This is a genomic window from Brevundimonas sp. (assembly GCF_035626535.1).
In the GTDB taxonomy this organism is placed as follows: Bacteria; Pseudomonadota; Alphaproteobacteria; order Caulobacterales; family Caulobacteraceae; genus Brevundimonas.
The window spans coordinates 1-26,753 of record NZ_DASPNO010000020.1 but is presented as its reverse complement, the minus strand read 5'-3'; the positions used below and the strand labels follow the sequence as shown (position 1 = coordinate 26,753).

At 69.5% G+C, this 26,753-nt stretch carries 24 protein-coding genes and 3 tRNA genes; 13 read left to right on the top strand and 14 right to left on the bottom strand.

The annotated features are described in order from the left end of the window. Window positions 1–289 precede the first annotated feature (289 nt). From VEC04_RS02805 to VEC04_RS02790, 4 genes are read right to left on the bottom strand one after another with little or no spacing between them, the layout of a single operon-like run. Window positions 290–1,876: an EAL domain-containing protein gene (locus tag VEC04_RS02805; RefSeq protein WP_324773639.1), complete on the bottom strand. Its 1,587-nt coding sequence runs from the start codon at window positions 1,874–1,876 to the stop codon at window positions 290–292. Window positions 1,877–1,908: 32 nt separating this feature from the next. Further along, window positions 1,909–2,352 carry a flagellar basal-body protein FlbY gene (locus VEC04_RS02800; RefSeq protein ID WP_324773637.1) on the bottom strand — a complete coding sequence of 148 codons (444 nt, stop codon included), beginning with the start codon at window positions 2,350–2,352 and terminating at the stop codon, window positions 1,909–1,911. Beyond that, a complete protein-coding gene (locus VEC04_RS02795) occupies window positions 2,349–2,636 on the bottom strand; it encodes a rod-binding protein (protein WP_324773635.1) in 288 nt (95 codons plus the stop codon). Before VEC04_RS02795 ends, VEC04_RS02800 begins: the two co-directional genes overlap by 4 nt. Window positions 2,637–2,638: 2 nt before the next feature. Then, on the bottom strand, window positions 2,639–3,745 hold the full coding sequence (locus VEC04_RS02790) for a flagellar basal body P-ring protein FlgI (RefSeq protein WP_324773633.1): 1,107 nt from the start codon (window positions 3,743–3,745) through the stop codon (window positions 2,639–2,641). A gap of 183 nt (window positions 3,746–3,928) precedes the next feature. Between VEC04_RS02790 and VEC04_RS02785 the strand changes: the two genes are divergently transcribed. The 4 genes from VEC04_RS02785 (at window position 3,929) to gltX (ending at window position 7,223) form a co-directional block, all read left to right on the top strand. Then, on the top strand, window positions 3,929–4,354 hold the full coding sequence (locus VEC04_RS02785) for a flagellar assembly protein FliX (RefSeq protein ID WP_324773631.1): 426 nt from the start codon (window positions 3,929–3,931) through the stop codon (window positions 4,352–4,354). A gap of 182 nt (window positions 4,355–4,536) precedes the next feature. Continuing rightward, window positions 4,537–4,965: an RNA polymerase-binding protein DksA gene (gene dksA, locus VEC04_RS02780; protein ID WP_324773629.1), complete on the top strand. Its 429-nt coding sequence runs from the start codon at window positions 4,537–4,539 to the stop codon at window positions 4,963–4,965. A gap of 32 nt (window positions 4,966–4,997) precedes the next feature. After that, the gene (locus tag VEC04_RS02775) at window positions 4,998–5,837 is read left to right on the top strand and encodes an alpha/beta hydrolase (protein WP_324773627.1); all 840 of its coding nucleotides are present in this window, start codon (window positions 4,998–5,000) and stop codon (window positions 5,835–5,837) included. A gap of 51 nt (window positions 5,838–5,888) precedes the next feature. Continuing rightward, window positions 5,889–7,223 carry a glutamate--tRNA ligase gene (gene gltX / locus VEC04_RS02770; RefSeq protein ID WP_324773625.1) on the top strand — a complete coding sequence of 445 codons (1,335 nt, stop codon included), beginning with the start codon at window positions 5,889–5,891 and terminating at the stop codon, window positions 7,221–7,223. A 77-nt stretch (window positions 7,224–7,300) separates the two neighbouring features. On the opposite strand, the gene VEC04_RS02765 is transcribed toward gltX, so the two are convergent. Both VEC04_RS02765 and VEC04_RS02760 read right to left on the bottom strand, forming a co-directional pair. Continuing rightward, complete coding sequence (locus VEC04_RS02765; RefSeq protein WP_324773623.1) at window positions 7,301–7,591, bottom strand: CC_3452 family protein; 291 nt, start codon at window positions 7,589–7,591, stop codon at window positions 7,301–7,303. Between the two features lie 97 nt (window positions 7,592–7,688). Further along, window positions 7,689–8,291, bottom strand: a complete 603-nt coding sequence (locus VEC04_RS02760; RefSeq protein WP_324773621.1) for a TIGR00730 family Rossman fold protein — start codon at window positions 8,289–8,291, stop codon at window positions 7,689–7,691. Window positions 8,292–8,373: 82 nt separating this feature from the next. Between VEC04_RS02760 and VEC04_RS02755 the strand changes: the two genes are divergently transcribed. After that, entirely contained in the window at window positions 8,374–9,123 is a 750-nt protein-coding gene (locus tag VEC04_RS02755; RefSeq protein ID WP_324773619.1) for a hypothetical protein, read from the top strand. A gap of 136 nt (window positions 9,124–9,259) precedes the next feature. On the opposite strand, the gene VEC04_RS02750 is transcribed toward VEC04_RS02755, so the two are convergent. Next, window positions 9,260–9,334: transfer RNA gene (locus tag VEC04_RS02750), tRNA-Asn, on the bottom strand. Between the two features lie 68 nt (window positions 9,335–9,402). On the opposite strand from VEC04_RS02750, the gene VEC04_RS02745 reads away from it, so the two are divergent. Further along, a complete protein-coding gene (locus tag VEC04_RS02745) occupies window positions 9,403–10,206 on the top strand; it encodes an RNA methyltransferase (protein WP_324773617.1) in 804 nt (267 codons plus the stop codon). Window positions 10,207–10,443: 237 nt separating this feature from the next. On the opposite strand, the gene VEC04_RS02740 is transcribed toward VEC04_RS02745, so the two are convergent. Continuing rightward, window positions 10,444–10,517, bottom strand: a tRNA-Cys gene (locus VEC04_RS02740). 154 nt (window positions 10,518–10,671) lie between these two features. Here VEC04_RS02740 and VEC04_RS02735 point away from each other — a divergent pair. The 5 genes from VEC04_RS02735 (at window position 10,672) to VEC04_RS02715 (ending at window position 17,372) form a co-directional block, all read left to right on the top strand. After that, window positions 10,672–11,301 (top strand): protein-L-isoaspartate O-methyltransferase, encoded by a 630-nt coding sequence (locus VEC04_RS02735; protein WP_324773615.1) that lies wholly within the window; start codon window positions 10,672–10,674, stop codon window positions 11,299–11,301. A gap of 133 nt (window positions 11,302–11,434) precedes the next feature. Continuing rightward, complete coding sequence (locus VEC04_RS02730; RefSeq protein WP_324773613.1) at window positions 11,435–12,907, top strand: TolC family outer membrane protein; 1,473 nt, start codon at window positions 11,435–11,437, stop codon at window positions 12,905–12,907. Window positions 12,908–13,087: 180 nt separating this feature from the next. Further along, window positions 13,088–13,720 (top strand): DUF2497 domain-containing protein, encoded by a 633-nt coding sequence (locus tag VEC04_RS02725; protein WP_324773611.1) that lies wholly within the window; start codon window positions 13,088–13,090, stop codon window positions 13,718–13,720. Window positions 13,721–13,806: 86 nt separating this feature from the next. After that, entirely contained in the window at window positions 13,807–16,638 is a 2,832-nt protein-coding gene (locus VEC04_RS02720) for a valine--tRNA ligase (RefSeq protein WP_324773609.1), read from the top strand. Beyond that, entirely contained in the window at window positions 16,635–17,372 is a 738-nt protein-coding gene (locus tag VEC04_RS02715) for a TlyA family RNA methyltransferase (RefSeq protein ID WP_324773607.1), read from the top strand. The genes VEC04_RS02720 and VEC04_RS02715 overlap by 4 nt, the downstream gene beginning before the upstream one ends. A gap of 152 nt (window positions 17,373–17,524) precedes the next feature. Here the strand turns inward: VEC04_RS02715 and VEC04_RS02710 are convergent, their stop codons facing one another. Next, window positions 17,525–18,169, bottom strand: a complete 645-nt coding sequence (locus VEC04_RS02710; RefSeq protein WP_324773605.1) for a glycine zipper 2TM domain-containing protein — start codon at window positions 18,167–18,169, stop codon at window positions 17,525–17,527. 156 nt (window positions 18,170–18,325) lie between these two features. Here VEC04_RS02710 and VEC04_RS02705 point away from each other — a divergent pair, with 156 nt between their 5' ends. Next, a complete protein-coding gene (locus VEC04_RS02705) occupies window positions 18,326–19,570 on the top strand; it encodes a class I SAM-dependent RNA methyltransferase (RefSeq protein WP_324773603.1) in 1,245 nt (414 codons plus the stop codon). Here the strand turns inward: VEC04_RS02705 and VEC04_RS02700 are convergent. From VEC04_RS02700 to VEC04_RS02685, 4 genes are all read right to left on the bottom strand, one after another. Further along, window positions 19,567–20,412: an alpha/beta hydrolase gene (locus tag VEC04_RS02700; RefSeq protein WP_324773601.1), complete on the bottom strand. Its 846-nt coding sequence runs from the start codon at window positions 20,410–20,412 to the stop codon at window positions 19,567–19,569. The genes VEC04_RS02705 and VEC04_RS02700 overlap by 4 nt on opposite strands. A 66-nt stretch (window positions 20,413–20,478) precedes the next feature. Then, window positions 20,479–21,561, bottom strand: coding sequence for a PA0069 family radical SAM protein (locus tag VEC04_RS02695; protein WP_324773599.1), 1,083 nt, complete (start codon window positions 21,559–21,561; stop codon window positions 20,479–20,481). Window positions 21,562–21,690: 129 nt separating this feature from the next. Further along, a tRNA-Leu gene (locus VEC04_RS02690) sits at window positions 21,691–21,775 on the bottom strand. Between the two features lie 126 nt (window positions 21,776–21,901). Further along, window positions 21,902–23,596, bottom strand: coding sequence for an amino acid permease (locus VEC04_RS02685; protein WP_324773597.1), 1,695 nt, complete (start codon window positions 23,594–23,596; stop codon window positions 21,902–21,904). A gap of 154 nt (window positions 23,597–23,750) precedes the next feature. Here VEC04_RS02685 and hrpB point away from each other — a divergent pair, with 154 nt between their 5' ends. Then, window positions 23,751–26,174, top strand: coding sequence for an ATP-dependent helicase HrpB (gene hrpB, locus VEC04_RS02680; RefSeq protein ID WP_324773595.1), 2,424 nt, complete (start codon window positions 23,751–23,753; stop codon window positions 26,172–26,174). On the opposite strand, the gene VEC04_RS02675 is transcribed toward hrpB, so the two are convergent. Beyond that, window positions 26,171–26,753: M23 family metallopeptidase (locus VEC04_RS02675; RefSeq protein WP_324773593.1), on the bottom strand; the 583-nt coding region annotated here is incomplete at its 5' end. The two genes, hrpB and VEC04_RS02675, sit on opposite strands and share 4 nt — an antisense overlap.

The following is a 26,753-nucleotide window of genomic DNA, read 5'->3' as shown; positions in this document are numbered from 1 at the left end:
CTGCTCGCGTTTGTCCATGTCCTCACCCAGCCTCGCCCCAAGCCGGTCCGCATCCGCACCCGTGACGCTCGATCGCGTCGCGGCCCGCACGCCTGACGGTCAAACGCTACTGAACCTGAGCCTCGTCTTCAGGCGAGGCGGTCGCACGAGCGTGTCCGACGGTTCCGTACCTCATCAAGCCCGGCCTGCGGTGGTCGGCCTCATCGCAGGTATTGGTCGCGCCGGTCGGAAGAGCGGACTGGCCGCATGCACTCGTCTGGTCGGGCCCGTTCGCTAGTGATGGGGCGGCCTAGCCCCAGCCCACCACAGCGCCCTTCCGCCGTGCGACGGCCGGAGCAGGTGCTACCGGAGTTGCTGAGGGGCGTCCGAACAGCCAGCCCTGGCCGAATTGAACCCCCGCTTGCCGCACCATCGTGGCCTGGGCCTCCTCCTCGATCATTTCGGCAACGGTCGAAACCTGTAGTTCGCGACATAGCTCGACCAGATGCTTTACCAGACTGCGGCTCTTGGAATGACTTTCGAGGTCATGCACGAAACCGCCGTCCAGCTTCACTACGTCGATCGGCAACCGGCGCAGGTAGGTGAGCGAGGCGGCGCATACGCCGTAGTCGTCGAGGCAGATCCGGATGCCGGCGTCCCTTAGCGCCGCAAGCCGGCGTTCAGCGCGGTCGAGACTGGCGACGACAGCGGTTTCTGTGAGTTCAATCATCAGCCGTTTGCGCAGACCCGGCTCCGTTGCTGTCATGCGCAGCAGGCCCTCGACGTAGCCGTCGTCGGAGAGCGACGCCGCGGACACATTCACGGCGGCCCGCGTGAGGCCAAAGCCGGGAGCCCGCAACTGGACCAGCGCCTTCTCGGCGACGGCGAGATCGAATCCCTGGATCAGGCCCAGTTCCTCGGCCATCGCGATCTTACCGACCGGCGCCGAGCTCTGGGCGTCGAACCGGGTCAGCGCTTCGAAATGATGGACCGCTCCGGTGTCCAGCGCCACGATCGGCTGCCACACCAGGGCGAAGCGACGATCGCGCACAATGCTGCGGAACGTCTCGGCGTCCTTCAAGGTGCGCTTGAGACGGTCGCCGAAATGCTCACCGGCCGCCGCACCCTCGCGCAAGCAATCGTCAAGCGCCAGGCGCAGGGTGCGAACGGCGACTGCCGCGTCTGCATCGCCGACCAGCCCGCGGCTGGTGACTGCGAACAGTTCAAGCCCTTCCGCCGCCGCGGTCGCCCGGACTTCGTCCGCCAGGCTGGTCAGGTCGGAGGAGTCCCGCATAAGAGCAAAGCGGTCGGGTGCGAGACGGGCCGCGCTCGATCCCCCGATTGAAGCCGACTGCAGTCGGGCCTCGATGCGTTCGCCTACCAGTCGATGGCGTTCGTCTCCGACACCAAGTCCGGGCACCTCGACGATGTCAATGGACAGCTCTGGCCCGGTGCTCCCTTGGGTCAGCAACTCGCCGAGCCGCCGGAGCAGCCCGCTCGCATCCAGAAGCGGTTGACGCGGCGGCTCTACAACGAAAGCCGGGGCCGTCCACGAAAGGGCGCATGAGACGATCGGGGCAAGGTCGGGCAGGCAGAAGGCTCGAAGGGTGGCCTTGCGGCCGTGTCCATCGCCGGTCAGCACCACCACGTCGAGAGGCTCGGACCGCCGTCCCGGAGCCAGCTTTGCGAGCAGCGTCTTCAGGCGGTCACGACAAACGGGCTGGAGGATATCCGCGATCGACCGCCCCGGCCACTCGGTCGCCGGTTCGTGACCGGTTACGGGCCCGGCGCCGACCGCATAGGTAACTCGCTCCTGATTGAGTTCGAACAGCAGGTCCGACCCGGCGAATGCCATACCCAACAGGCGTGAACGTGTACTCATGGCGATTGCGTGCACCAAGAGGCATTAATAATCAGCTCACTCGGCTGTCAGGCGGTCCGATTGAAGGCCACCGCCCGGCCGTCGCCGGCGTTGGCCCGGCCGCTGGCGCCGTAGGCCGAAGGGCTGCCGCGCTGGGCGGCGACCTCGGCGGCGATGGTCTTGACCAGTCCTTCGGAGATGATCCGCGCCGCCTCGATGGCCCGCGAATGACGGCTCAGCACCGCCTCGAAGGCCTCGGTGACGCGGATCAGGGCGATCCGCTCGCTCGCCGGGGCGGCGGCCAGAACGGTCGGATTGGCCTTCACCTGCGCCGACTCCCGGCGGTAGGCGTTGGCCAGATCCTGCGTGCCGGCGAGTGTGGCGGCGGCGTCCTGCGGCCGGTGCGCCTCGAACGCCTTCGCTTCGGCGCCGAGGCTGGCGGTGAGCCGCTCGGTCAGGTCGATCAGCTGGCGGATGCGGGCCGTGGCGTTGAGTTCGGCGGTTCCGGTCATTGCGCTTGCTCCTGCATCCTCAGCATCTGGGCGACGACCTGATCGGCGAGGCCGACGCCGCCCGCCCTGACCGTCTGTTTGGCCATGGCCTCGATCATGAAGCTGCGCCACGTGCCCTCGGCCTCGCCGCCGCCAAACGGGCCGTCGGTCGAGAGGCCCTCGAACATCGGTTTCAGCATCTGGGCGAGGAAGGAAGCCTCGAAGGCCTCGGCGGTTTCCCGCATCCGCGCGGTCGGGGTCGGGGTCGGCTGGAGCAGGGCGGGGGAGATGGACAGGTCGCTCATCCTCACATCACCTCGATGTCGGCCTGCAGCGCCCCGGCGGCCTTGATGGCCTGCAGAATGCTGATCATGTCGCGCGGGCTGACGCCCAGGGCGTTCAGGCCGTTGACCAGATCGGACAGTGAGGCGCCGCCTCCGACGATGCGCATCTGGCGGCCGAGGTCCTCCTCGACCTCCACGTCCGACTGCGGCACGACCACCGTCTCGCCGCCGCGGCTGAACGGTTCCGGCTGGCTGACCAGCGGCGTCTCCTGGATGGAGACGGTCAGGTTGCCCTGGGCGATGGCCACGGTGGAGATTCGCACCGCGTCGCCCATGACGATGACGCCGTTGACCTCGTCGATGATCACCTTGGCGGGGGCGTCGACCTGCACCGGCAGGTTCTCGACGCGGCTGATGAAGCCGGCCACGCCCATCTGGCCGGGGGCGCGAAGGGCGATGACCGTGCCGTTCTCGGCCAGGGCGGCGTTCGGATAGACTTGGTTGATGGCGGCGGCGACCCGCTGGGCGGTGGTGAAGTCCGGATTGCGCAGCGTCAGCCGCACCTCGTTCATATTGGCGAGGTGGAAGCCGGTCTCGCGCTCTACAGTCGCGCCCGAGGCGATCCGGCCCGCCGTCGGGACGCCGCGCGTCACCGACGAGCCCGAGGCGCCCGAGGCCGAGACGGCGCCGGTCTGGATCGAGCCCTGCGCCACCGCATAGACCTCGCCGTCCGCGCCCTGCAGGCTGGTGACCAGCAGGGTGCCGCCCAGCAGGCTCTTGGCGTCGCACATCGAGGAGACGTTGACGTCTATGCGCGAGCCGGGAGTGGCGAACGGCGGCAGTTCGGCCGTCACCATGATGGCCGCCATGTTCTTGGAGTTGGCGTTGGAGCCGCGGATGTTGACGCCCAGCCGCTCGGTCATCCCCTCCAGCGACTGCCGCGTGAAGGGGCAGTTGCGCAGGCTGTCGCCGGTGCCGTTCAGGCCGACCACCAGTCCGTAGCCGACCAGCTGGTTGGTGCGGACGCCCTCGACGGCGGCGATATCCTTGATCCGGGACTGGGCGGCGGCGGGGCCCGCGAGTCCGGCCAGGGCGGCGGCGGTGAGGAGGGAGGCGAGCAGTTTCTGCATCGGTACAGGGTCCGCGAACTGTTGTGCCGAACGCGATGCCAGTGCCGTGCCAGCCGGAAAGTCGTGAGAAAACAGTCCAAGGCAGGGCGCATGGCCGGTGAGATGCGGCAGAAACTGCCGGGGCGTTAACCAAACGGTGACCCGGCGCCGCCGATGGTCGGGCATGTCCTGGAGTCGCAATCCATGAAGGTCACCGGCCCATCCGGACCGTCCGCCGCGCCGGGCGCCCGCCCCGCCAGGGCGAGCGGCGGCTTCTCCGTGCCGACCGCCGGCGCCTCCGCCTCCACGGGCGCGACCGCCGCGGCCGCCGGGGTGTCGGGCGTCGCGGGCGTGTCGGCCCTGATGGCCCTGCAGGGCGTGGAGGACGCCACCGAGCGTCGCCGGCGCGCCATCCGCCGCGGCGGCGGCCTGCTCGACCGGCTCGACGAGCTGAAGCTGGCCCTGCTGGCCGGAGAGGCGGGCGAGAGCGCGCTGGAGCGGCTTGGCCGCAGCCTGCTCGAGGAGCGGCCGGTCGACGCCGATCCGGGCCTGAACAGCCTGCTGGCCCAGATCGACCTGAGGGCCGCGGTGGAGCTGGCCAAGGCCGATCTTCGCCGCAGTGCAGCATAAGTCGGTGAAATTTTTCGCAAAAGCGTGATCGGTGAGCGCCGGGTGATGAAGAAATGTCACGCTCGGCCACCCACCCGATCAATCCCGGTCACGCTCGCGCGAGCGTTGTTGCCGCGACTCTTCGCCATCCCTATAGGCATGCACTGCGCCACAGGGGGGCGCTGTTTAAGAGCGTGAGTGCGATGAACGCATTGGCGTCTGTGAGCGAGCCGAACAGTTATCGGCCCTCCGAGGACGAGCCGTTCATGAACGAACGGCAGCTGGCCTATTTCAAGGCCAAGCTCCTGGCCTGGAAGGATGAAATCCTTCGCGAGTCCAAGGGTACGGTGGTCAACCTGAAGGCCGAGACGGAAAATCATCCGGATCTGGTCGACCGGGCGTCGTCGGAATCCGACCGCGCCCTCGAGCTGCGGACCCGCGACCGTCAGCGCAAGCTGATCTCCAAGATCGACGAGGCGCTGCGGCGGATCGAGGACGGCTCCTACGGTTACTGCGAGGAAACCGGCGAGCCGATCACCCTCGGCCGTCTCGAAGCCCGTCCGACCGCCACCCTGTCGGTCGAGGCCCAGGAACGTCACGAGCGCCGCGAGCGGGTCCACCGCGACGACTGAACGCCGACCGAGGCGTAACGGGAGGGGCGAACATGCGGATCGCGACCGCGCTTTGCCTGCTGGCGGTTCTCTCCGCCGCGCCCGCGCCCGCCGCCGGGCAGGACGTCACGCCGCTGGATCACCTGCCGGCCCTGCGCGGCGACTATTTCCGCATCGAGTCTACGGCGACCGGGCGGCCCTATCACATCTACGTCCGCTATCCGGACGGCTACGATCCCTCCGCCGCGACGCCTTATCCGACCGTCTATCTGACCGACGGGGACAGCCTGTTCCCCATTCTCGCGGCCAACCACCTGTTCCTGACCTATGACGACGGCCTGCCCGAGGCGATCGTGGTCGGCATCGCCTACGGCGGCTTCGACCCCTCGGTGAACCGCCGCAACATCGATTTCCAGTCGCCGGGCGAGGGTCTGACCGCCGAACAGGCGGGCGCCGAGGAATTCCAGCAGTTTCTCAGGACCGAACTGATTCCGGAGATCGAGCGGCGAACCCGCTCCGACCCGGCGCGCCGGATCCTGTTCGGCCAGTCGCGGGGCGGCGCCTTCGTGCTGTATTCCGCCGTCACCGACCCGGACCTGTTCTGGGGCCGGATCGCCAGCAATCCCTCGATCACGCCAGGCATCGAGTCGCTGCTGGAGCCCGCCGGCCGGGCGACCCGGCGGGATTTGACGCTGGTGGTGACCAGCGGAACGCGCGACCGGCCTGATCTTCAGGCCGAGGCGGCCCGATGGCTTTCGGCGTGGGAAGGCCGAGCCGACAAGCCGTGGCGGCTGCACGGCGTGCGGATCGAGGACGGCACCCATGCCGCCAACGCGCCCGACGCCTGGCGCCGGGGACTGCGTCTCGTGTTCGGGTCCGACGCCTCGCCTTGACTTCGCCCGGCGGGAGCGCGACCTACCGCGCCTCGCTTTCAAGGTCAGAGAATGTCCGTCAAGGTTCGTTTCGCCCCGTCGCCGACGGGCAAGCTGCACGTAGGCAATGTGCGCACCGCCCTGGTGAACTGGATGTTCGCCAAAGGGCAGGGCGGATCGTTCGTGCTGCGCATCGACGACACCGATCTGGCGCGTTCGACGACCGAGTTCGAGCAGGGCATCGAAGACGACCTGACCTGGCTGGGCCTCGTCTGGGACGAACGCCACAACCAGTCGAAGCGGTTCGACCGCTACGAGGAGGCGGCGGCCCGGCTGAAGGCTTCGGGCCGGCTCTACGCCTGCTACGAAACCGCCGAGGAGCTCGACCGCCGCCGCAAGGTGCAGCTGTCGCGCGGCCTGCCGCCGGTCTACGACCGCGCCGCCCTGCAACTGACCGACGCCGAAAAGGCCGCCTACGAGGCGGAGGGCCGCCGGCCTCACTGGCGCTTCAGGCTGGACGGCAAGCGCGTGGCCTGGGAGGACATGGCCCGGGGTCATGCCGAGGTCGACACCGCCTCGATGTCGGATCCCGTGCTGATCCGCGAGGACGGCCTGTTCCTCTACACCCTGCCGTCGGTGGTCGACGACATCGACATGGGCATCAGCCACGTCATCCGCGGCGAGGACCACGTCACCAACACCGGCGCGCAGATCGAGATCTTCGAGGCGCTGGGCGGACTGGTGCCGGCCTTCGCCCACATGCCGCTGCTGATCGGAGCCGACGGTCAGGCGCTGTCGAAGCGGCTGGGCTCCCTGTCGATCGCCGAAATGCGGGACCAGGGCTATGAGCCGATCGCCATCACCAGCCACCTCGGCCGCATCGGCACCTCAGACCCGCTCGAGGTCGCGCCCTCCATCGGAGTCCTCGGCGAGAGCTTCTCCTTCTCGAAGATGGGTCGCTCGCCGGCGCGTTACGACACCGCCGACCTCGACCGCCTGAATGCCCAGGCGCTGCACGCCATGGATTATGCGACGGCGAAGCCGCGGCTGGCGGCGCTGGGTTCCGGCATGAGCGAAGCCGTCTGGAACACCCTTCGCCCGAACCTTCAGAAGTTCTCGGATGTGGTTGAACTGGAACGGATCATCAGCGGTCCCGTCGCTCCGGTGATTGAAGACCCCGCCTTCGCCGCGGCGGCGCTGGAAGTGCTCCCCGAAATGCTTGACGCCGACGCCTGGTCGGTCTGGACCAACGCCGTCAAGGAGCGCACCGGCGCAAAGGGCAAGGCCCTGTTCATGCCCCTGCGCCACATCCTCACCGGTCAGGCGCACGGTCCCGACATGGCCAGCCTCGTTCCCCTGATCGGACGCGAGCGGATCGAGAAGCGGCTGCGGGGCGAGACCGCCTGACCCAATCCGCACGACGCAGAAAGGGCCGCCCTTCGGAAAGGGCGGCCCTTGTCTTTGGTCGACAGCCGCTGCACCGGTCAGGCGTTGCAGGCGGCGATCTGTTCGGCGGTCAGCTGGACGCCCTTGTAGGTGAAGGCGGTCACGGCGCCGAAGCGGGCCACGACCCGGCGGCAGGCGCGGGTCGCCGTCTGGTTGGCGCCGCCGCTGGCGGTGCAGGTCGCGCCTTCGCAGCGCCAGGCGGCGCCGTCGATGATGGTGCGTTCGGCGGGCGCCTTGGAAGCGTCGGCGAGCACGGCGCTCGAGACGGGAGCGCCGGCGGACGCCGGGGCGGCGACGAGCAGCGTTGCGGCGATAAGCAGAGCACGCATGGGGAGGTCTCCGAAGATGGCAGGGGCGTTGATCCGCCCGGCGACGTCAGCGATCCGCGAAACTGCGACGCGCGGTCTTTGACTGACCAGTGATTACTTATCGCCGATCATGTTGCAAGTGAGGCATCTCGTCCGAGGCCCGGACCGCCTCGATCGCTTCCGCCACCGTGTGGCAGACAGCCCACGCCTGCCGGAACGAGGCCGGCGTCATGCCTTCTGCGATGCTGTGCTCCATCACCGCCAGCAGGGCATCCCAGAACCCGTTCAGATTCAAGAAGATCACCGGTTTGGCGTGCAGGTCGAGGCGCTTCCAGGACAGCACCTCGATGGCCTCTTCCAAGGTGCCGACGCCACCCGGCGCGACCACGAAGGCGTCGGACTGGTCGTACATGATGGTCTTGCGCTCGTGCATCGACGGCACGACCAGGGTCTCAACCTCGTCGAACAGGCGCTCGCGGCTGCGCAGGAAGCCCGGCATGACGCCGAGCACCCGCCCTCCCGCGCCGTGCGCCGCCCGTGCCGACGCGCCCATCAGGCCGACGCCGCCGCCGCCGTAGACCAGCCGCCAGCCCGCCTGCGCCGTCGCCTCGCCGAATTCCCGCGCCGCCGCCAGATACTCGGGCTGCACGGTTTCCGATGAACCGCAGAACAGGCAGACCGATTTGCCGTCGAACGGCTGGATGGTGACGGGCGACGACATGGGGCCTCATGAAGACAGTGAAAGACAGCGGGCGCGCGGCCGCGCTATCTGGGGCGACACTCCTAACGGGCGGAGAGGCAGTATGAAACGGGCGATGTTGTGGATGATCGCCGCGGTGGCCGCGGGCGTCGCGGCGGCCTGTTCCCCGACTCCGCCCGAACAGGCGGCCGGCGACGCCGAGGCGACCCGCGAGTGGGCCCGTCCCCCGACCATCGACGGGGTCGTGCGGGCCGGGCCGGCGCTGACGGTGTCAGGGGTCGCAGACGCCGGGGCCCGGGTGGTCCTGCGCGGCGACGACGGCGCGGCGTTCGCGGCTACCGCCGATTCGCGAGGCCGGTTCGAGGTTCGCCTCCCGGCCCCCGCTGGTCATCTCCTGCTTCGCCCGGAAACCCAGATCGGACAGGACGCCGCGCCCTCGCCGGACCGGCTGCTGATCCTCGCGGCCGGGGAGGGGCCGATCGTGGTGCTTCGTCCGGGCGGCCCCACCCGCCGGCTCGACGCCGCTCCGGCGCTGGGGGCGATCGACAGCGACGGCCGCATGCGGCTGGCTTCCGGCCGCACCGCCCCGGGGACCGAGGTGGTCGAGGTGCAGAGCGGCGGCGAGACCGTGCAGGTGGCCCCGGATGCCCGCGGCCGCTGGAGCGTCATCCTGCCGCCCCGCGACGGCGCCGAGCCCCTCCGGGTAGCGGGCCGGGAGTTCGTCTGGCCGGGCGAGGCGGCCGGGTCGCAGGACCTGGTGGTGGAAAGCCTGGACTCCGGCTGGCGCATCCGCTGGACCGGCCCGGGCGCGGCGCGCCAGACGACATGGCTGCCCGGCCGGGGGGCGTCCTGACCGGATTTACGAACCGTTTACCAATTCAGTCGAACGAAAGGATGTCTTCCTTTCGAGGACACCCACCATCACCGAACCTTTTCAGCCCGGCGCTCGCGTCGGGCTTTTTTCTGCTCGGTTGTCGGGGACGGGAGAGTGGCTCCGCGGGTAGGATTCGAACCTACGACCAGCCGATTAACAGTCGGCTGCTCTACCACTGAGCTACCGCGGAACACTTCCTCTCGGGAAGGCGGGCGCTATAGCAGCGCGAGTCAGGCTCGCGCAACGGGAAATATCCGATTGGCCGTAATCCCTATCGACGATCCGCTTGACCCCCGCGTCGCCGCCTTCCGCGATATCCGCGAGCGCGACCTGACCGGCCGGCAGGGTCTGTTCGTGGCCGAGGGCGAGGTGGTCCTGCGGGTCCTCGCTTCGCCGGCCTCGCTGTGCCGTCCCGTCGCCGCGCTGATCGCCGAAAAGCGGATCCTCGGGCTGGCCGATGTCATCGAGGCCCTGCCGCCGGAGACGCCGGTCTGGTCGGCTTCTCAGTCGGTGCTGGACGGTGTCGTCGGCTTCCATCTGCACCGCGGCATCCTGGCCCTGGGCGAGAAGCCCGCTCCGCGGCCGCTGTCCGAACAGCTGGCAGGCGCCTCTGAAGACGCTGTGGTCGTGGCCGCCTGCGGCATCGGCAACCACGACAACATGGGCGGGATATTCCGCGCCGCCGCCGCCTTCGGAGCCGCCGCCGTGCTGCTCGACGACCGCTGCTGCGATCCCTTCTACCGCAAGGCTATCCGCGTCTCGGTCGGGGCGGTTCTGCGCACGCCGATGGCGACCGGTCTCACAGGGGCGGATCTGATTGACGGGCTGAAGGCGGCGGGCTTTCGCGTCCTGGCCATGACCCCATCCTCACCGGCCCCGCTGCACCTCGCGGCGAGGGGCGGGCGGACGGCCATTGTCCTCGGAGCGGAGGGCCCCGGCCTGCCGACTCACCTGCTCGAGCGCTGCGAAACGGTCGGCATTCCGATGTCCGGCGGCTTCGATTCCCTCAACGTGGGAACCGCGGGGGCCATCGCCCTGCATCATTTCACCCGCAAGGCGTAAAGCGTTCATCGATCCGCGATTAACCCTTCGTATACCTTGATGAACGTCGCGATCTGTGGCGCTGTGTGCGCGTCCGGGGGGAGTTGGTTATGTTCGACAGCATTCTGTTCTTCGTGAACCGCAACGCGCGCGTCGCCGTGGCGGTCACCATCGTGGCCGCGACGGTGAGCGCGGCCACCGTCATCGGCTGGATGACCGCGCCGGTCTAGGCGGCGTCTGACTGTCTGAAAATCGCGATGGAGGCCTGACCGAGAATCGAACTCGGGTGCAAGGATTTGCAGTCCTCTGCGTAACCACTCCGCCATCAGGCCCTTGGGCCGCCCCGGAAACATTCCGGAGGGACGACCACGCCATCGCGAGGGGCGTTCGCTATCAGATCGGATTGTCGCCCGCAACGCACAGACCTATAAGCGCGCCAGATTTCCGGCGCGTTACCGCGCTTTGCCTTTTCGGGACGATCGACAGATGGATTTCGCCGCCGCGCGCAAGGTCATGGTGGACAGTCAGGTCCGGGTGAACGACGTCACCGATCGCGACCTGCAGGCCGCGCTGCTTTCGGTGCCGCGCGAGCGCTTCCTGCCCGCCGAGCGCGCCTTCGCCGCCTATGCGGAGATCGAGCCCGAGATCGCCGCCGGCCGGCGCCTGATGCTGGCTCGCGACCTGTCCAAGCTGTTGATGGCGCTGGAGCCGCTCCCCGGCGAGACGGCCCTGGCCATCGCCGGCCCCTACGCCGCCGCCGTGCTGGCGCGGATGAGCCTCAAGGTCACCGCCCAGGAAGCCGATCCGGCGGTGCTGGAAGTGGTCGCCCCCGCCCTGGCCGAGGCGGGCGTCGAGGGCGTCGTGGCCCCGTTCGCCGAACCGGTCGGCGGCGGCTATGACGTCATCGTTTCAGAGGCCGCCGTGCCAGTCCGCCCGGAGGCCTGGCTGGCCGCGCTCAGGATCGGCGGCCGGCTGGCCGTGGTCGAGCGCGCCGGACCCGCCGGCAAGGCGGTTCTGTATGTGAAGGGCGCGTCGGGGCTGTCGCGGCGCGAACTTTTCGACGCGGCCCCGCCCGTCCTCGCCGAGCTCGCGCCGGCGCCCGCCTTCGCCCTGTAGACTGCGCCGGCCGACGCCCTGTTCGGGGGCAGCGTGAAAAAATCTTAACTGGCGTGGGAGGAAACCGTCCCGCATCAGGCCTATGGGATACAAGGGGCGTGCGCATCCTCGTGCGCGCCAGGCAGGAACAGTCATGCTGAAACGTTCGCGCGCGCTCGCCTCGGTCGCCATCTTCGCCGTCGCTGCCGGCATGGGCGCACCCGTCTGGGCCGAAACGCTGCAGGAAGCGATCGCCCTGGCCTATCGCACCAACCCCTCGCTGCTGGCCCAGCGGGCCAACCAGCGGGCGCTGGACGAATCGATCGTTCAGGCCCGGGCCGGCCTGCGTCCGCGGCTGGACGTCACCGTCACCGGCAATCATATCCGCGATTTCAACAACGAAACCGAGAGCGACAGCGCCTCGGCCAGCATCGGCCTGTCGCAGACGCTGTGGAGCGGCGGCCGCATCGGCCATGGCATCACCGCCGCAGAGGCGGAGATCCTCGCCGGCCGCGAAAACCTGCGCGATATCGAGCAGACCGTTCTGGCCTCGGTGATCCAGGCCTATGCCGACGTGATCCGCGACACCGAGATCCTTCGCATCCGCCAGGCCAACCTCGGGGTGCTTCAGCGCCAGCTCGAGGAGGCCTCGGCCCGCTTCGAGGTCGGCGAGATCACCCGCACCGACGTCGCCCAGTCGGAAGCGCGCCTCGCCCAATCCGAGGCCGACCTCGCCAACGCCCAGGCCCAGCTCTCCGTATCGCGCGCGTCCTACGCCGCCGTCGTCGGCCAATCACCGGGCGATCTGGCCCCGATGCCGGTGCTGCCGGGGGTGCCGAACGACTTCGACGCCGCCCTCGACGTGGCCCTGCTGGACAACCCCGGCATCCGCGCGGCCGCCTATAATCTGCGCGCCGCCGAGGCCAACGTCGCCGCCGCCAAGGCCGAATACATGCCCTCGGCCCGGCTGACCGCCTCCTACGGCGGCTCCAACAACGACTTCGACGCCTTCAGCGACATCGGCGACAACGCCGAATTGACCGTGGGCGGTTCCGTCTCCGTGCCGCTGTTCACCGGCGGCCTGAACGGCTCGCGCGTCGCCCAGGCTTTCGAACGCGCCAACGTCGCCCAGATCAACGTCGAGGGCGAACGCCGCAACACCCTGCAGTCCGTCAGCTCGGCCTACGCCCAGGCGATCTCGGCCCGTTCCAGCCTCGAAGCCGGCGTCGAGGCCGTGCGCGCCGCCACCGTCGCCGCCGAGGGCGTACGTCAGGAGGCCCAGGTCGGCCTGCGCACCACGCTCGACGTGCTCAACCAGGAACTGGAGCTGCGCAACGCCGAGATCACCTTGGCCAGCGCCCGTCGCAACGAATACGTCGCCCAGGCCAATCTGCTGGCCGCCATGGGCCGGCTGGAGGGCGCTGATCTCGATCCGACGCTGACCGTCTACGATCCGGCCGACAACTACGAGCGCGTCCGCAATCGGGGCGCCCTGCCGTGGGACAGTCTGATCGAGGCCGTCGACCGCATCGTCGCCCCGCCGATCACGCCCGCCAACGACGCCGCCGATGCGCCGATCGACCAGCAGCTGAAGTCCGAAATCGTGCAGACCGCGCCCCGGCACTGAACCCGGCGCCGGATCGCCTGGTAGGCGACTCGGGCGCGGCCCGTTAACCTGTGACGCGAATAAAACGCCCGTTGATTCCAGCGGGCTGAGATGCGACGACATCGGGTGGGGTAGGGGCCGTGCCCCCGCGCCGTCCACCATTCAGACTTTGCGTTCGCCGCGCGCGCCCGGGGTTTCGACATGACCGACCAGACCGCCCAGGAACCGACGATGGAGGAAATCCTGGCGTCGATCCGCCGGATCATTTCCGAAGATGACGCGCCTGCCGAAACCGCGGCGGCCGCGGCGGCTCCGTCCGGGCCCGCGGCGGAAGCCGAGGCCGAGCCGTTCGAGGCCGGGTCGGTCTCGCCGGCCCTGATGGACGAAACCCCCTCGATGGAAGAGCCCGCCGCCTCCGAGGAGGACGTGCTGGAACTGACCGACACCTACGAAGCCCCCGCCGCCGAGAGCATCGGCGACCTCGAGGTGTCTCCCGCCGCCGACGTCGACCCGTTCCCGGTGGAGGCGGTCAGCGAATCGGTGTTCGCGTCCGAGCCGGAACACCCCGCCGACACCACCAGCCACGCCGGCTACGATACCCTCGTCGGCGACAGCGCCGCCGCCAGCGCCGCCTCGGCCTTCGCCGGGCTGGCCTCCACCCTCAAGAAGCCCGAGCCCATGGAACCTTCGACTCCCTCCGGCCCCACGCTCGACGAACTGGCCCGCTCGCTGCTGCGCCCGATGCTGAAGGAATGGCTCGACGCCAACCTGCCGGGCATCGTCGAGGCCCAGGTACGCAAGGAAGTGGAACGCATCGCCCGCTCCGCCGGCTAGCTTCACCTGCGACCTGATCAAGGCTAGATCATACCGGGGCGGCTCCAGCGGGGCCGCCCTTCTCTTTTGCGTGTAAGACCCTCCCCATGCTCGACAAGACCTTCGACCCGAAAGCCGCCGAACCGCGCCTCTACGCGAGGTGGGAGGAGAGCGGCGTCTTCGCGCCCAGAACCGATCGGGGCCAGGACACGGCCGCCGAGGCCTATTCGATCGTCATCCCGCCGCCGAACGTGACCGGCTCGCTGCACATCGGCCACGCGCTGAACAACACCCTGCAGGACATCCTCGCCCGCTATCACCGCATGCGCGGCAAGGCGGTGCTGTGGCTGCCCGGCACCGACCACGCCGGCATCGCCACCCAGATGGTTGTCGAGCGTCAGCTCGCCGCCGCCGGCAACATGAGCCGGCGCGAGATGGGCCGGGACGCCTTCGTCGACAAGGTCTGGGAATGGAAGGCCGAGAGCGGCGGGACCATCGTCCAGCAGCTGCGCCGGCTCGGCGCCTCCTGCGACTGGAGCCGCGAGCGCTTCACCCTCGACGAGGGGCTGAACGCCGCCGTCCGCAAGGTCTTCGTCCAACTGCACCGCGAGGGACTGATCTACCGCGACAAGCGTCTGGTGAACTGGGACCCGCATTTCCAGACCGCCATCTCCGATCTCGAGGTCGAGCAGCGGGAGATGGACGGCTTTTACTGGCATTTCGCCTATCCGCTGGCCGACGGCGTGACCTACGAACACCCGGTCGCCTTCGATGACGAGGGCCAGCCGACGGAGTGGGAGACCCGCGACTTCATCGTGGTGGCCACGACCCGGCCCGAGACCATGCTGGGCGACACCGGCGTGGCTGTGCATCCGGATGACGAACGGTATGCGGCCATCGTCGGGGCCAGGGTCATCTTGCCGATCACCGGTCGAGCCATCCCCATCGTCGCTGACGCCTACGCCGATCCGACCAAGGGATCGGGCGCCGTCAAGATCACCCCGGCCCACGACTTCAACGACTTCCAGGTCGGCAAACGTCATGGCTTGCCGGCCCTGAACGTCCTGGACGCCTTCGGACGAATCGTCGGCACTCATCTCGCCGATACGCGACTGGACAAGGCGACGGGTGACTACAGTGATTTCGGAGAAAGGAGCGCGTGGACCCACGAGCAGTTCGACGAAACCCACTACATCCCGCAGGAACTTCAGGGCCTCGACCGCTTCGCCGCCCGCAAGGCCATCGTCGCCCGGGCGGAGGAAGAGGGCTGGCTCAGGGAGATTGAGAAGACCCGCCACGTCATCCCGCACGGCGACCGCTCCGGCGTGGTCATCGAGCCGTGGCTTACGGACCAGTGGTACGTCGACGCCCACACCCTCGCCCAGCCGGCCATCAAGGCTGTGGAGCTGGGCGACACCGTCTTCGAGCCGAAGAGCTACGAGAAGATCTATTTCGAGTGGCTGCGCAACATCGAACCGTGGTGCATCTCGCGCCAGCTCTGGTGGGGCCACCGCATCCCGGCCTGGTACGGCCCCGACGGCACGATCTTCGTTGAGGAGAGCGAGGACGACGCCCGCGCCGCCGCCCGCCATCACTACGGCGCCGAAACCCCTCTGACGCAGGACGAGGACGTCCTCGACACCTGGTTCTCCTCGGCCCTGTGGCCGTTCTCGACCATGGGCTGGCCGGAGAAGACGGAGGACCTCGAGCGCTTCTATCCGACGTCCGATCTGGTGACCGCCGCCGATATCATTTTCTTCTGGGTCGCCCGGATGATGATGATGGGACTTCACTTCATGGATGAGGTTCCGTTCCGCCGCGTGATCATCAACGGCCTGGTCCGCGACGAGAAGGGCCAGAAGATGAGCAAGTCGAAGGGGAACGTCATCGACCCCCTGACCATCATCGACGAGCTCGGCGCCGACCCGCTGCGCTTCACCATGGCCATTCTATCGGGCACGCGCGACATCAAGCTCTCTCGCCAACGCATTGAAGGCTATCGCAACTTCGGCACCAAGCTGTGGAACGCCGCGCGCTTCTCGCAGATGAACGAGGCGCGCCGCGTCGAGGGCTTCGATCCCGCCGGCGTGAAGCAGACTATCAACCGCTGGATCCGCGGCGAGCTGACGAAGGCCGAGCGGCAGGTCTCCTCGGCCATTGAGGGCGGCCGCTTCGACGACGCCGCCTCGGCCCTCTACCGCTTCGTCTGGAACGTGTTCTGCGACTGGTATCTGGAGCTGGCCAAGCCGGTGTTCACCGGCGCCGATGAGGCGGCGAAGGCGGAGACCCGCGCCATGACGGCCTGGGCCCTCGACCAGACTCTCAAGCTGATGCATCCGGTCATGCCCTTCATCACCGAGGAGTTGTGGGACAAGCTGGCGGACCAGGGGGCGCCGCGTGCGGAGGCGACCCTGATCGGCGCCGCCTGGCCCGACCTGCCCGAGGCCTTCGTCGATGCGGCCGCCGAGGCCGAGATCGGCTGGCTGGTCGATCTGGTCACCGAAGTCCGCGGCCTGCGCGCCGAGATGAACGTGCCGCCGTCGGCCAAACCTCCGTTGGCCTTCATCGCGCCGGACGCCTCGACGGCCGAACGGATCGCCCGCCACCACGACCTGCTCCTGACCCTCGCCCGGGTGTCGGAGATCGCGGTCGCGGATACGGCCCCCACGGGCGCCGTGACCTTCGTCTCCGATGGCGCGACCGCCGCCCTGTCGCTGGCCGGGATCATCGATCTGGCCGCCGAACGGGCCCGGCTCCAGAAAGAGATCGCCGCCTTCGACAGCGACATCGGCCACGTCAACAAGAAGCTCGGCAACCCGAATTTCGTCGCCCGCGCGGCGCCCGAAGTCGTCGACGAACAGCGCGAGAAACTCGCCGAGGCCGAAGCCGGCAAGGCCAGGCTGCTGGCGGCGCTCGCCCGTCTGGACGCGGTGGGGTGACGAAAAGCCGGCTCGACCAGCTTCTGGTCGCGCGCGGCCTCGCGGAAAGTCGCGCGAGGGCGAAAGCCGCCATCGAGGCGAGACGCGTCACTGTAGACGGCGCGCCCGCCCGGGCTGCCTCACAGATCGTCGGCGAGGACGCGATCCTGACCTACGCCGATGCTCACCGCTGGGTGGGCCGTGGCGCCCTGAAGCTGGATCACGCCCTGTCGCTCTGGCCCGTTCCCGTCGAAGGGCGGACGGTGCTTGATGTCGGCGCGTCGACGGGGGGCTTCACCGAGGTCTGTCTCGAGCGCGGCGCCGCCCGGGTCTATGCGGTGGACGTCGGCTCGGGCCAGATGCATCCGCGCCTCGCCGCCGATCCCCGGGTGATCAACCTCGAACACACAGACGCCCGTGACCTGACCACCGAACTGATCCCGGTCCCGCCGCAGCTGACCGTCTGCGACGCCAGCTTCATCGGCCTCGCCAAGGTCCTTCCCGCCGCCCTGTCGCTGGCCGCGCCGGACGCCGACCTGGTCACCCTGGTGAAGCCTCAGTTCGAGGCTGACAGCCCCGGGGGCGTCGGCAAGAAGGGCGTGGTCAGGGACGCCGAGGCGCATCAGGCGGCGGTCGCATCGATTTCAACCTGGCTGGAAGGGCAGGGGTGGGCCGTGCAGGCGACCACGGAAAGCCCGATCACCGGCGGCGACGGCAACGTCGAATTCCTGCTCTGGGCGCGGCGCCGGAACTAGCGCCCCACTGCGCCCAAGCAGCGAGCGACCGCGTCGCGAGCGGTGGCGCCCCTTCAAACAAGGAAAAACCCCCGGTGGATTGCTCCGCCGGGGGTCTCCGTCACGCCGCCGATCGACAGGGGGGCTGAAAAATAATCGGCGACGCGATTCGGTCAGTAGCGGTCCGGGCAGGACTGCTCGTAACGGGTGACGAGACGGCCCTCGCGCGTGTAGGCGCGGGTCTCGACGGTGCGGCAACCGTAACGGTCGGAGCCGTAGCCGGTCTCGTAGCGGCTGCCGTATTGGGAACCGGACCGGTAGCGATCGTCGCCGTAGTAGCGGTCGTCGCCGTAGCTGTAGCGCTCGTCGTAGCGGCCGTAGGACTGATAGCCGTAGCGGTCGCCATACCGGCTATCGTCGTAGCGGTAGTCCGAACCGTAGCGGTTGCAGTCGCGCCCCGAGCCGGCGCCGACGCTGGCCCCGACGACGGCGCCGAGCACGCCGCCCAGCACGCTGCCTTCGGTGCGGCGGCCGCGCGCGCCCAGCTGCGAACCGGCCACGGCGCCGATGGTGGCGCCGATCACAGCGCCTCCGGCTTGGCGGTCGTTGCGATAGCTGCGGCAAGCGTCGTCGTAGCGATAGTCGCGCCGGTCGTCGTAGCGGTAGCGGTCATCATACCGGTCGTAGTCGTACGACGGGCTGTAGGCGTAGGGCTGCTCGCCCTGGTAGGTGTAGGCCTGGGCCGAAGCCGTGGCGGGCGCCAGCAGCATGCCGGCGGCGGCGAGGGCTGCGGTGGCGGCGATGGGTCGGGCGAACATCGGGTCGTTCCTGGCTTCGGTTGAGATGGAGGCCGAACGAACGGCGACCCCTGTCTGTTGCATCATCGTTAAGGCCCCGAAGCTGAACGGCCTTTGAGCGGGCCGTTCATCTTCGTTCAGGTTTCGCGCACGGCGCGGAGCCTCTAGAAGCGCCGGATGACGGAAACGCTGACCATCGCGCGCGTGGGCGGACAGGGCGACGGCATCGCCGAGACGCCCGCCGGCCCCGTATTCGCGCCGCTCACCCTGCCGGGCGAGACGGTGATGGCCGAGGTGCGCGACGGTCGCGCCGAAGCCGTCGCCATCCTCCGCGCCAGTCCCGAGCGGGTCGAGCCCGTCTCGCCCCACTACGGCGACTGCGGCGGCTGTTCGCTCCAGCACTGGGCCGCCGGACCCTATCTGGAGTGGAAGCGCGAGCAGGTCCGGCTGGCCCTCGCCCGTGAGCGGATCGAAACCGAAGTAGAGCCCACCGTCGCCGTGGCGCCCGGCACGCGCCGCCGCCTGGCCCTGCACGCGCGGCGCGGGGCCGACGGCCGCGTCCAGCTTGGCTTCAAGGCCCGCAAGAGTTGGCGTCTGGTCGAGGTCCGCGTCTGCCCCGTGGCCGATCCCCGGCTGGTCGCCGCCATCCCGGCCCTGACCCGGGTCGCCGAAGCGTTCCTCGAGCATCCGAAATCCGCCCCGACCCTGCACGTGACCTGGACCCTCACCGGGCTGGACGTCGACGTCACCGGCGTTGAGCGGCGCAACGGCGGCCTGTCGCGCGATGCGCAGATGCGGGCCATCGAGGCCGCGGCCGCCGCCGATCTCGCCCGGCTCAGCCTGGCCGGGGATGCACTGGTGATGTCACGCCAGCCGATCGTCGCCTTCGGCCCCGCCACCGTGCCCCTGCCGGCGGGCGGCTTCCTGCAGGCCGTGCCCGAGGCCGAGGCGGCCATGGTCTCAAGGGCCGTCGAGGCGGTGCGCGGCGCGAAGAAGATCGCCGACCTGTTCTGCGGGGCCGGCACCTTCACCTTTCCGCTGGCGACCGTCGCGCCGGTGCTGGCCGCCGACGCCTCGGCCGCGAGCATAGCCGCGCTCAGGGCGGGGGTCGGCACGGCTCGGGGACTGAGGCCGATCACGGCCGAGGCCCGCGATCTGTTTCGTCGCCCGCTGGCTCCCTGGGACCTGCGCGGCTGCGACGCCATCGTGCTGGACCCGCCCCGCGCCGGGGCGCTGGAACAGACGCAGCAGGTGGCTCAGACGAAGGCCCACACGGTCGTCTACGTCTCCTGCAACCCGGTCACCTTCGCCCGCGACGCGCGGGTGCTGATCGACGCCGGCTTCCAGCTGCAGCGGGTCACGCCGGTCGACCAGTTCCTGTGGTCGGCCCACGTCGAGCTGGTCGGAGTGTTCCGGCGCTAGCGGGCGAGCGCCCCGGCGACGCGGCTCTCGAAGTCCGGCTGCCGCCCGACATCGTTGTGGCCCGCGTTCGGGAAGACCAGCCGCTCGACCCGCAGCCCGCGTTCCTCGAGCTCCCGCGCCAGTCTGCGGCTCAGCGCGGGCGCCAGCGTCTCGTCCCGGCCGGCCTCAAGCACGAGGATCTTGCCGCCGAAGCCCTCCAGCGCGGCCGGCACGTCGATCGAGGCCAGCGCCGGGGCCATGTTCACCCTGACGAACGGCCGCATCAGCCCCGCCTGCTGGTCGACGGCGGCCCGCGCGCCCGGCGTGGTGGTCTCCAGCACGAGGACGTCGGCCCGCGCCTTCACGGCCGCGTCGGTGCAGACAACGCCGCCCAGCGAATGGCCCCAGGCGATCAGCGGACGGCCCTCGGCGTCGGCCTGGGCCCGGGCGGTTTCGGCCATGACCGCGCCGGCGGCGCTGAAGTTGGCGAAATCCGCCTCGCCGCCGGTCTCGCCATAGCCGGGGTAGTCGTACATGAGCACATCGCCGAACGGCGCCAGCTTGGCGGCCGCGAACCCGCCCGCGCTGCTGCGACGGAACAGGTTGCCGCCGCAGAACAGGATCAGCGGCCGCGGCGCCGCCGTGGCGCGCACCCGCGTCGCGCCGATGGTTCCGCCGGCGTAGGACAGGATCAGGGCCTCCGCGCCCGCCGGCGGCGGGTTCGGAGTCAGCACGACCTGCTCCGCGGCCAGACGGCTGTCGGGCCAGAAGAAGGCGTCCTCGGGCACGTCGACCTTGAGGCAGGCGGACAGGGCCGCCGCCGCCGCCGCGATCGCCGCCAGCCTGAATGTCCGTGACGCCATGGTCATCTCTCCCAATGCAGAGCCATTACGACCGCTGGACGAACGCCTGTCCAGCCTGGCCTTGAGTCAACCGGCTTCGGCGAGGTCGAACAGATCCATCTGCTTCTTCATGTCCGGCGGGACCCGGAATTTCGTCTCGTCCAGCACATGCCTCGGGCCGTCGAGGCCGTAGCGTTTCACCGCCGCCCGGAACCGCGTGGCGATCAGCTCGGCCACCGGCCCGGTCCCTTTCATGCGCTGGTTCCAGTCCGGGTCGTAGTCGCGCCCGCCGCGGGTCTGGCGAACCAGCGACATGACCCGCGCGGCGCGGTCCGGCCGGGCGTCGGCCAGCCACTCGCGGAACAGGTCCTTGATCTCCAGCGGCAGGCGCAGCGTCACATACATGGCCGAGGTCGCGCCGGCCCTGGCCGCCGCCTCCAGCACGCTTTCCAGCTCATGGTCGTTGAGCCCCGGGATCACCGGCGCGAAGCCGACCCCGACAGGGCAGCCCGCCTCGGCCAGACGGCTGATCGCCTCCAGCCGTTTCGCCGGCGTCGAGGCGCGCGGCTCCATGGCCCGGGCCAGTCCCCGGTCGAGCGTGGTGATCGAGACATAGGCCGAGGCCAGCCCCTCGCGCCCCATCGCCCCCAGAATGTCGGCGTCGCGCCCGATCAGCACCGACTTGGTGATGATGCTCAACGGATGCCGGAACCGCTGCAGCACCTCGAGGATGGACCGCGTCGACTTCAGCTCGCGCTCGACCGGCTGGTAGGGGTCGGTGTTGCCGCCTATGTGGATGCGCCTGCAGACATATCGCGGCTTGCAGAGCTCCTGTTCCAGGAGACGCGCGGCTTCGGGCTTGAAGAACAGCCGGCTCTCGAAATCCAGGCCCGGGGATAGGCCCATCCAGGCATGGGACGGACGGGCGTAGCAGTAGATGCAGCCATGTTCGCAGCCCTTGTATGGGTTGATGGACCGGTCGAAACCGATGTCCGGACTGGTGTTCCGCGCGATGATCGTCCGGGCGTGCTCGGGCGTCAGGGTGGTGCGCAGGGGCGCCGCCTCGACATCGTCGCCGGTCCAGCCGTCGTCGAAGGCCTCCACGGTCTCCGGTTCGAACCGCCCGGTCGCATTCGACCGCGCCCCCCGTCCCTTCGCCGCTTCAGCCATGAAGGGGAGGATAGCGCGGAAAGAGAACAAAGCAAGAACCCTTGGCGCGACAAAAATGCCCGACAGCCCCGGCGAGCTCCCGGGCCTCAAGCCGCGAGCCGCCGCGCGGCGCGCACAGGCACAAACAAATGGTGCGGATGAGAGGACTCGAACCTCCACGCCTCGCGGCGCTGGAACCTAAATCCAGTGCGTCTACCAGTTCCGCCACATCCGCAGGTTCTGCCTGTAGCCTCTAGGGGAGGCGGCCGAAAAGCGAAAGGCCCGGGATCGCTCCCGGGCCTTTGCCTTGCTGGCGGCCTATCGCGCGTTGGCGCTACTTGAGGCCGGTCTGATCCGGAGATCAGTCTTCGCGGACGTTGTCGACGTTGCCGCCGAGCGCCTGGTCCGGGGTCGACAGTTTCGGATCGTCCGTGATGTCGATGCCCTTGGCCAGCTTCGAGTGCCAGAAGCCGTAGAGGGCGTAGACGACGGCGCCGATCAGGGCGTAGCCGCCCAGCAGCTGCAGGGTCAGCGGGTCGGGAACGACGCCGTTGGCCAGTTGCTCCGGAGTCGGGAAGGCCTGTTCGATCATCGGCGAGAAATTCTGCCAGGCGAGGAACAGACAGGCGGCGATGCCGAGCACGGCGGTGATGATGCCGCCGGGCACCCGGAACGGCCGCTCCAGCTCCGGATGCTTGATCCGCAGATAGATGACCGACAGGCAGACGATCGAGAAGGCCAGCGCCGTGCCGAACGAAACCAGCTGACCCAGCAGGCTGATCGGCAGGAAGGCGGCGGCCACCGCGATCACCACGCCCAGCAGGATGGTGCCGAGCCAGGGCGTGCGGAATTTCGGGTGGATGGTGGAGAACACCTTCGGCAGCAGGCCGTCGCGGGCCATGGTGTAGAAGATGCGCGTCTGGCCGTAGCACAGCACCAGCATGACCGAGCTCAGCCCGGTGATGGCCCCGATCTTGATCATGAAGTTGATCAGGTTCATCTCGCCGCCGACCGCGAACGGAACGGCGATATTGGCCCACGTCAGATCCATGCGGTCGATGGCGACGGCCACCGGCGCGGGGCTGGACAGTTCGGCGAAAGGCACCACGCCGGTCATCACGGCCGCGACGGCCATGTAGATCAGGGTGCAGACGAACAGGGCGCCGAGGATGCCGATCGGCACGTCCTTCGACGGGTTCTTGGCCTCGGCCGCGGCGGTCGAGACCGCCTCGAAGCCGACGTAGGCGAAGAAGATGATCGCCGCGCCGCGGAACACCCCGCCCAGGCCGTAGCGGCCGGGCTCGTTCGGGTCCGCTTCAGGGATGAAGGGCACCCAGTTGTCCGGGTTCACATATGAGAAGCCGACCCCGATGAAGGTCAGCAGCACGATCACCTTGATGACCACGATGATGTTGTTGACATTGGCGGACTCGCTGACGCCCAGCACCAGCAGGGCGCAGACGGCGGCGATGCCGATGGCGGCGACGAGGTTGAACGTCCCGGTCATCTGCAGCGTCGTGCCGGTGTCTCCGCGCACCGCCTCGATCAACGGCGTGGCCCACTGCGCGCCTTCCTGTCCGGCGTACGATATGGCCGGGAACAGATTGGCGGAGAAGGTGAAGTCCTTGGCGATTTCGAGCACATAGCCGGCCCAGCCCACCGCGACGGTGGAGGCGGCGATGCCGTATTCGAGCACCAGCAGCCAGCCCATGATCCAGGCGAAGACCTCGCCCAGGGTGCCATAGGCGTAGGTGTAGGCCGATCCGGACACCGGCATGGTCGAGGCAAGCTCGGCGTAGCACAGGCCGGCGAGACCGCAGGCGATGCCGGCGACGACGAAGCTGAGCATGATGCCCGGGCCCGCGTAGTCGGCGGCGACCTGGCCGGTCAGCACGAAGATGCCGGCGCCGATGATGGCGCCGATGCCCAGGCTCATCAGGTTGATCGGCCCGAGCGAGCGCTTCAGCTCGCTCTTGGCCGCTTCCTTCTGGATCTGGGCTACGGATTTCTTGAGGAACAGACGGTTCCCCCTGGGCCTGAGGCCTTCTGCGGACATAGAGTCTCGCCCCCTGAATACGGCGAGTCCTCCCCGGACCGCCTTCAATGGCGCGGACGCTAGCGGTGCGGGACCCGGCTGGCAACGCGGTTTCCAATCGATGAACGGCCGACGACGCTTTCGTGACCCGGACCGTTGCGGGTAGACCGCACCGATGCTGCCCATCCACGCCGTCCTCGAACCGCTGAAAGCCGCGCTCGCCGCGGCCCATGCGGTCGTGCTGGCGGCGCCGCCGGGTGCGGGCAAGACCACCGTCGCGCCCCTCGCTCTGCTGGACCAGCCCTGGCTGGCCGGCGGCAAACTGCTGGTGCTGGAACCGCGCCGGCTTGCGGCCCGGGCCGCCGCGGAGCGAATGGCGACCACGCTGGGCGAGACCGCGGGGGAGACGGTCGGTTATCGCACCCGGTTGCAAAGCCGCATTGGGCCGAAGACCCGGATCGAGGTCATCACCGAGGGCGTCTTCACCCGCATGATTCTCGACGACCCCGGCCTCGACGGCGTGGGCGCCGTCCTGTTTGACGAATTTCACGAGCGCAGTCTGGACGCCGACCTCGGCCTCGCCCTCGCCCGGGAGAGCCAGGCTCTTCTGCGCGAGGACCTCCGGCTGCTGGTCATGTCGGCGACGCTGGACATCGCTGGCGTCTCGAAGCTTCTGCACGACGCGCCGGTGATCGAGTGCGAGGGCCGGATGTTCCCCGTCGAGACCCGCTACCTCGGCCGCAACGCGGCCGAACGGTTCGAGGATGCCATGGCCCGCGCCGTCCTGCTCGCGCTGGGAGAGGAGACCGGATCCGTGCTGGTCTTCCTGCCGGGACAGGGCGAGATTCACAGGGTCGCCCAGCGGCTCGCCGAGCGCCTCCGCGATCCCCTCGTCGACATCGTCCCGCTCTACGGCGCCCTGGACAAGGCGGTGCAGTACCGCGCCATCGAGCCGGCCGCGCCCGGCCGCCGGAAGGTCGTGCTCGCCACTTCCGTCGCCGAGACCAGCCTGACCATCGAGGGCGTGCGGGTGGTCATTGACGGCGGCTTGTCGCGCGTGCCCCGCTTCGAACCGTCCAGCGGCCTGACCCGCCTGGCGACGGTGCGGGTCAGCCGCTCCTCCGCCGAGCAGCGCCGCGGCCGGGCCGGGCGCACGCAGCCGGGCGTCTGCTATCGGCTGTGGGACGAAGAGGCCACGCGCGGTCTCGTCCCGCACCAGCGCCCGGAAATCCTTGAGGCCGACCTCACCGCCTTCGCCCTCGACCTCGCCCGCTGGGGCGCGCGCACGACCGAAGGCCTCGCCCTGCTCGACCAGCCGCCGGCCGGAGCCTTCGCGGAAGCCCGCAAGGTGCTTCAGCGGCTCGGCGCCCTTGATGAGGCAGGCGGCCTGACCGGGCACGGGCGCCGCCTGACCCGCATCCCGCTGCCGCCGCGGCTGGCCCACATGGTCGCCGTGGCCAGCGACGCCGGCGACGCGGCGCTGGGCGCGCGGATCGCCGCGGTGCTCTCCGAACCCGGTCTCGGCGGAAACGACCCCGACCTGCGCGAGCGGCTGCGGGGGCTGGAGCGCGACCGGTCGCAGCGGGCGCGCGACGCGCTGAAGCTGGCCGGTCGCTGGGCGCGGGCGGCCGGAGGCGGGCAGGGTGGCGAGCCCGATCCCGGCGCTCTCCTCGCCGAAGCCTTCCCCGAGCGGGTCGCCAAGGCCCGGGGCAAGCCGGGCGAAATGCTGCTGGCCTCCGGGCGCGGCGCCTTTCTCGACCCGACGGAGCCGCTGGCCCGCGAGCCTTGGCTGGCCGTGGCGGAGCTCGGCGGCGGAGATGCCCGCGACCGTATCCGCCTCGCCGCTCCGGTTGATCCGGCGGCGCTGGGCCATCGCCTCGAAAGCGAGGACCGGCTGTCGCGAGAGCCCTCCGGCCGGATGGCGCTGAAGCGCGTCCGGCGCATCGGAGCCATCGTCGTCGATGAGAGGATCGCCGGCCCCCCGGACCGGGCCGCCATCACGGCCGCGCTCAGGTCAGAGGTGGAACGCGACGGCCTCAACGCGCTGCGCTGGGGCGAGCGGGCCTCGGCTATCCGCGCCCGGCTCGCCTTTCTCCGCACGCTCGACGACGGCTGGCCCGACGTGTCCGACGAAGGCCTGTCTGAACTGCGCGAGACCTGGCTCTGGCCGCTGCTCGACAGCGTGCAGTCGCTTGACGCCATTCCGGACGCCGCGCTGGAGCAGGGGCTGCGCGCCCTGATCCCGTGGGATCGCCAGCGCGCCCTCGACGAACTCGCGCCCGCCCGGCTCGACACGCCGCTCGGTTCAGCCGCCATCGACTACGCCGCGGAGGGTGGGCCGCGCGTCGACATCCGCGTGCAGGAACTGTTCGGGGTCACCGTCCATCCCACCGTCGGCGGCGGCCGCGTCCCCCTGACGTTGGCCCTGCTGTCCCCGGCGCGCCGCCCGGTGCAGGTGACGAGGGACCTGGCCGGCTTCTGGAAGGGCAGCTGGGCCGCCGTCCGCGCCGAGATGCGCGGCCGCTACCCGCGCCACCCGTGGCCCGAGGACCCGACAAGGGCCGAACCCACCACCCGCGCCAAGCCGCGCGGAACCTAGGCTGCCCCGTTCAGCAACCGGCCATAGCTGTCGACCAGGCTGGAATAGGTCGGCACGAACATCACTGTCGCGCCGCCGCCGCTGTCCACCGGCGCCTTGATCTCGAAATGCAGGTGGATGGTGGTGGCGCTTCCGCCGAAGTCAGCCGAAACCTTGCCCAGGTGCTGGCCCCGCGTCACGTTGCGCGACGCCGGGGTCGGGAACAGGGCGTTCACCCCCGCCATATCGAGATGCAGATAGCGGTAGATGCGGCCGGAATCGCCGAGCAGGGTGACGGTGTAGCTGCCGATCGAGGTGACCCGCCCGTTCTCGGCGGCGACCGCCCAGTGCACCTTCTTCTCGCAGGTGGCCGGCCGGATGTCCTGACCCTGGTGTCCCTTGCCGGCCGGGCACATGCCGTTGGTCCACGACCGCGTCTCGCAGAAATTGTCGCGCCACGGATACGAGTAGTTGCGGGCGTCGCACTGGCCGCCCGGCCCGGGCGCCAGATAGCCGCCGTAACCGTAGACCTGCGAGTTCGCATAGGCCGGCCCGACCTCGATGGGGAAGCGCATGCCGGCGGCCCACAGGGTGCTGTCA